Source organism: Asticcacaulis sp., from assembly GCF_035497195.1.
GTDB lineage: Bacteria > Pseudomonadota > Alphaproteobacteria > Caulobacterales > Caulobacteraceae > Asticcacaulis.
This window is the reverse complement of the sequence record NZ_DATJDZ010000003.1, coordinates 1-4,907: the sequence shown is the minus strand read 5'-3', so window position 1 is coordinate 4,907 and position 4,907 is coordinate 1. Positions and strand designations below refer to the sequence as shown.

The following is a 4,907-nucleotide window of genomic DNA, read 5'->3' as shown; positions in this document are numbered from 1 at the left end:
CGTGATTATCACCATGGTGCTGGGGTTCAGTGTACTCGCCCTGTTGATGGTCAAGACCTACACCAACGCGCCGCCCGTTCCCGAGCGGGTCGTCGCTTCGGGCGGGCAAACCGTTTTCACCGGCGCCGATATTCGCGGTGGCCAACAGGTCTTCCTCAAATACGGCCTCATGGACAACGGCTCGATCTGGGGGCATGGCGGTTATCTCGGACCTGATTTCAGCGCATCCTATCTTCACGCCTGGGCGCTCGCCGTCGCGGAGGAACGCGCCCAGACCCGTTTTGGCAAAGCTTATAAGCCCCTGACACCAGCCGACCGCGCCGCCATCGACGGCGAGGTTGCGCTGCACCTGCGCGTCAACCGTTACGACCCGGCGACGGCCACACTTACCCTGCCACCCGCCGGCGTCACCGCATTCAGTCAGCAGCAACGCCGCTGGGCCAGTTATTTCGAACATCCCGAGCGCAATGGCGGCCTCGCCCCCGGCCTCATCACCGACAAGGGCGAACTGCGCCAACTGACCGCCTTCTTCGGTTGGGCAGCTTGGGCTTCGGTTGCGGAACGACCGGGGACGGGGCACTCCTACACCAATAATTTCCCTTATGATCCGCTTGCGGGCAATCGTCCGACCGCTTCGGCGCTTATCTGGAGCGCGCTCAGCTTCATCGCCCTGCTCGGCGGCACCGCGCTGGCGCTGCTCGCTTTCGGCCGGTTCGACTATCTGGGCTGGCACGGAACGCCGGCGCCCATGGAGAAATGGGTCATCAGCGACGCGCAGCGCGCCACTGTCAAATATATGAGCGTGGCCGCCGTCCTGCTGCTCGGCCAGGTGTTCTTCGGCGCGGCGATTGCCCATTATCGGGCAGACCCGGGCAATTTCTATGGCTTTGACCTCGCTGCCTGGTTTCCCAGCAACCTGATGCGGACCTGGCACCTGCAGTCGGCGCTGTTCTGGATCGCGACCAGCTTCGTCGCGGGCGCTCTGTTCGTCGCGGAATTGCTGGGCGGGAAGACGCCGCCCCGTCAGCGCCTCGCCATCCATTTACTGTTTGGCGCCTTCGCGATCGTCATCGTGGGCAGCATGCTCGGCGAGTGGGCTGGCATCCTGCAGTGGTTCCCGCGTTCGTGGTTCTGGATCGGAAATCAGGGCTGGGAGTATCTCGAACTCGGCCGGTTCTGGCAATTGCTGCTGATCGTCGGCCTGTGCATCTGGTTCGTCCTCTTGTGGCGGGCGGTGTCGCCCGCGCTGCGCGATCCGGAGCGGCGGTCCTTCGCCCGCTTCTTCCTGCTCGCCGGCTTCGCCATTCCGATGTTCTATCTGCCGGCGCTCTTTTTCGGGTCGGAGACCAATTACACGATCGTCGATGCCTGGCGCTTCTGGATCATCCATCTGTGGGTGGAGGGCTTTTTCGAGTTCTTCGTCACCGTCATCGTCGCGATCCTGTTCTACAAGATGGGGCTGGTGCACCGCCTCACCGCGCTGCGGACCATTTACCTCGACGCCATCCTCTACTTCGGCGGCGGGCTGATCGGTACGGGCCATCATTGGTACTGGACCGGCCAGACCGAGGCCAACATGGCGCTTTCTGCGGTGTTCTCAGCACTGGAGGTGGTGCCGTTGACGATGATCACGCTGGATGCCTGGTCGTTCGTCCGCACGACGAAAGGGAAGGAATCCATCGTCAAGCGTCACCGCTGGACCTTCATGTTCATCATGGCGGTCGGTTTCTGGAATTTCCTCGGCGCTGGCGTGTTCGGCTTCCTCATCAACACGCCCATCGTCAGCTATTATGAGGTGGGGACGATCTTGACGCCCAACCATGGCCACGCTGCGCTGATGGGCGTGTTCGGCATGCTCGGCATCGCCTTGATGGTGTTCGTCCTGCGCGAATCGGTTCAGGAGGCGGTCTGGCAACGGATCTCGCGGCTGATCGCCATCGCCTTCTGGGGATTGAATATCGGCCTCGCGCTGATGATCCTGCTCAGCCTGCTGCCGGGTGGGCTGCTCCAACTCCACGCCGTGATCGAGAACGGTTACTGGTATGCGCGCGAACTGGCCTTCACCGGCGCGCCGCTGCCGCGCCTTTTGGAATGGCTGCGCATGCCGGGCGATCTGATTTTCATGTTCGCTGGCGTCGTCCCATTGGTTGTGGCGGTGACCTGGGGCTATGCCAGCCTTTGGCGGCGCCCCATACCCATGCCGCAAATCCGATCATCGACCGGTGAAAGCTGAAAGGAATTGGCAGGCAAGAACCTGATTACAACATAGCAGGCAAGGGCGTTGTCAGAGCAAAATTGCCGACAGGCTAGAGGTGTCAGTCTGATGCGAACCCGCATCCACTGGGCGCAGCTACCGCTAGGACGCTCATACCTCAGGCCATAAGCAACTGCCACTCGGCCAGGGCAGCCGAGCGGCGTAGCTGGTCTTGTCAGAGCGCACTGTCAAAGGGATCGCACCCGGTGGCGATGAGGGCTGGAGCAGGGTAGGGGCATGCCCCGCCCGCGCAAGCCCGCCAATCCGTTCCGGTACTTTCACTCCTCGCCTGAGGTGATCCCGCTCGTGGTCCTGATGTACGTTCGGTTCCCGCTCAGCCTGCGGAACGTCGAGGACCTGCTGTTCGAGCGCGGCATTGACGTGTGCCACGAGACGGTGCGGCTCTGGTGGAACAGATTTGGTCCGCCGACGACATCCGCCGGCAGCGGGTCAGCCGCATGCAGGGCTTCCGCCACTGGAAGTGGCACCTCGATGAGGTCTACGTGACCCGAAGGGCGGCGGAGCCAACATCAACGGCGACACCCATTACCTGTGGCGGGCGGTCGATCACGAGGGCGAGGTCCTGGAATCCTACGTCACCAAAACACGCAACAAAGCTGCGGCTCTGCGGTTCATCCGCAAGGCCCTGAAGCGGCACGGCCAGGCGGAGGCCATCGTCACTGACGGGCTGAAATCCTATCCTGCCGCCATGCGTAAGCTCGGCAACGAGCAGCGCCGCTCGGCCGCCTTGGCCGAGTGGAGAGAAATTGCGGCCTGAGAGAACGAGGAGAATGGGGGTGTTGTGCCCAGCGGAGAGCGGGTTGCATCAGACTGACGGCACCGTGGAGGAACCTCGGGGCTCAGACCACTCAGTTCAGCCCTTATACCGCCGAATACAGGCCCTCCGCAACACTCGGTCTTCCAGCGAATAATACATGTGAATCTGCTCTCCATCGTCGAGGCATGATGCGGCGAAGGCGATATCGGCCCCGGCTCGCTGCTTGGGCGGCGGAGGGATCAGCATCGGCTCGATGCAGCGATCAACTATGCGCGAAAAGTTCTCGTCGAAGGCGATCCAGCCGATCCGCCAGCGTGCGTCGGCGGTGGCGCCGTTGTAGAACATGACCGGTAGCTCGCCGTCGCGGTTGACGATCGGGCCGGTGGATAGATGCCAATTGTCCCACGCACGCTCGCGGATGGTGAAGGGATCTTCGGTGGGTTCCCAGGGGCCTTCGGGACCGTCAGCCAGCGACATTCCGATGCGCGATGCGTTATCTTGCGCATGTCCGTCGTCAGAACATTCGGCACAACTCGGGGCGTAGATTAGCGGAGTGTGGGCCTCGCCTGGGGTTTAGTTTTAGGCGGCGAGCTTGCGGTGTTGCAAGCGCCGATGCTCGATGGTCTGTCGCTTGATCCTTTCGCGCTGTTTTAGGATGGACGCTGCCCTGCCGAAGTAGGCGTCGGCGGGCGTCACGTTGCTCAGGCTCTCGTGATAACGCTGGTGATTGTAGTGCTCGACGAAGGCCTCGATCTGAGCCTCAAGGTCGCCGGGCAGGAAGTAGTTCTCCAGCAGGATGCGGTTTTTCAGGGTCTGGTGCCAGCGCTCGATTTTGCCCTGGGTCTGGGGGTGCATCGGCGCGCCGCGCACATGGCTCATCTTCCGGGCCTCGATGTATTCCGCCAGTTCACCCGCGATGTAGCTGGGGCCGTTATCGCTGAGCAGCCTGGGTTTGTGCAGCACCGCGGCGCTGTCGCAGCCCGAGGCCTTGAGGGCGAGGTCCAGCGTGTCGGTTACATCTTCGGCCCGCATGTTGGTGCACAGCTTCCATGCGATGATGTAGCGCGAGAAGTCGTCGAGCACGGTCGACAGGTACATCCAGCCCCAGCCGATGATCTTGAAGTAGGTGAAGTCAGTTTGCCACATCTCGTTCGCCCGCGTGGTCTTGGTGTGGAACTGATCGGCGGCCTTGATCACGACATAGGCCGGGCTGGTGATCAGGTCATGGGCCTTCAACAGTCGGTAAACCGTGGCTTCGGACACGAAGTAGCGCTTCTCGTCGGTGAACCGCACGGCCAGCTCGCGCGGTGACAACTCGCTGTAATCCAGCGCCATTTCGACGATCTGCTTCTGCACCTCGGGCGCGATGCGGTTCCACACCCGGCTCGGCGCCGAGGGTCGATCTGCCAGCGCCTCCGGGCCGCCATCGAGGTAGCGGTCGTACCAACGATAGAATGTCCGGCGGGCAATGCCGAGCTGGTCCAGCGTGCGCTTGGCGGGCAGGTGCGACTGCTCAACGATCCTGATAATCTCGAGCTTTTCGGATGCCGGATACCTCATTCGTCGTCGCCCCCATCCGCGATCATGCTTTTTTTGAGCAGGCGGTTCTCGAGCGTCAGGTCGGCCACGCATTCCTTCAGGGCGCGGGCTTCGCGCCGCAGATCCTGCACCTCGCCGCTGGTCGCGGCACGGGCGGTGTCGCCGGCCAGGCGGCGCTTGCCGGCCTCCATGAACTCCTTGGACCAGGTATAATACAGGCTCTGGGCAATGCCTTCCTTGCGGCACAGCTCCGCAATGCTGTCCTCGCCGCGCAGGCCATCTAGCACGATACGGATCTTGTCCTCGGCCGAGAAGTGCCGGCGGGTCTGTCGCCGG

At 62.6% G+C, this 4,907-nt stretch carries 4 protein-coding genes; 2 read left to right on the top strand and 2 right to left on the bottom strand.

Translation table 11 applies throughout. The annotated features are described in order from the left end of the window. Together VL130_RS00810 and VL130_RS19465 are read left to right on the top strand one after the other, a co-directional pair. A partial coding sequence (locus VL130_RS00810) for a nitric-oxide reductase large subunit (protein WP_325360092.1) occupies positions 1–2,233 on the top strand: 2,233 nt, incomplete at its 5' end. Positions 2,234–2,783: 550 nt separating this feature from the next. Continuing rightward, on the top strand, positions 2,784–3,032 hold the full coding sequence (locus tag VL130_RS19465) for a DDE-type integrase/transposase/recombinase (RefSeq protein WP_414636186.1): 249 nt from the start codon (positions 2,784–2,786) through the stop codon (positions 3,030–3,032). A 96-nt stretch (positions 3,033–3,128) separates the two neighbouring features. Here VL130_RS19465 and VL130_RS00805 read toward each other — a convergent pair whose 3' ends face one another. Together VL130_RS00805 and VL130_RS00800 are read right to left on the bottom strand one after the other, a co-directional pair. Further along, the gene (locus VL130_RS00805; protein WP_325360090.1) at positions 3,129–3,509 is read right to left on the bottom strand and encodes a hypothetical protein; all 381 of its coding nucleotides are present in this window, start codon (positions 3,507–3,509) and stop codon (positions 3,129–3,131) included. Positions 3,510–3,611: 102 nt separating this feature from the next. Continuing rightward, positions 3,612–4,907, bottom strand: a protein-coding gene (locus VL130_RS00800) for an IS3 family transposase (RefSeq protein ID WP_414636185.1) whose coding sequence is annotated in 2 segments (ribosomal slippage) — positions 3,612–4,627 and positions 4,627–4,907 — 1,297 coding nt annotated over the 2 segments. Because the reading frame shifts where the segments join, the coding sequence is not laid out codon by codon here. This gene is flagged as partial in the annotation.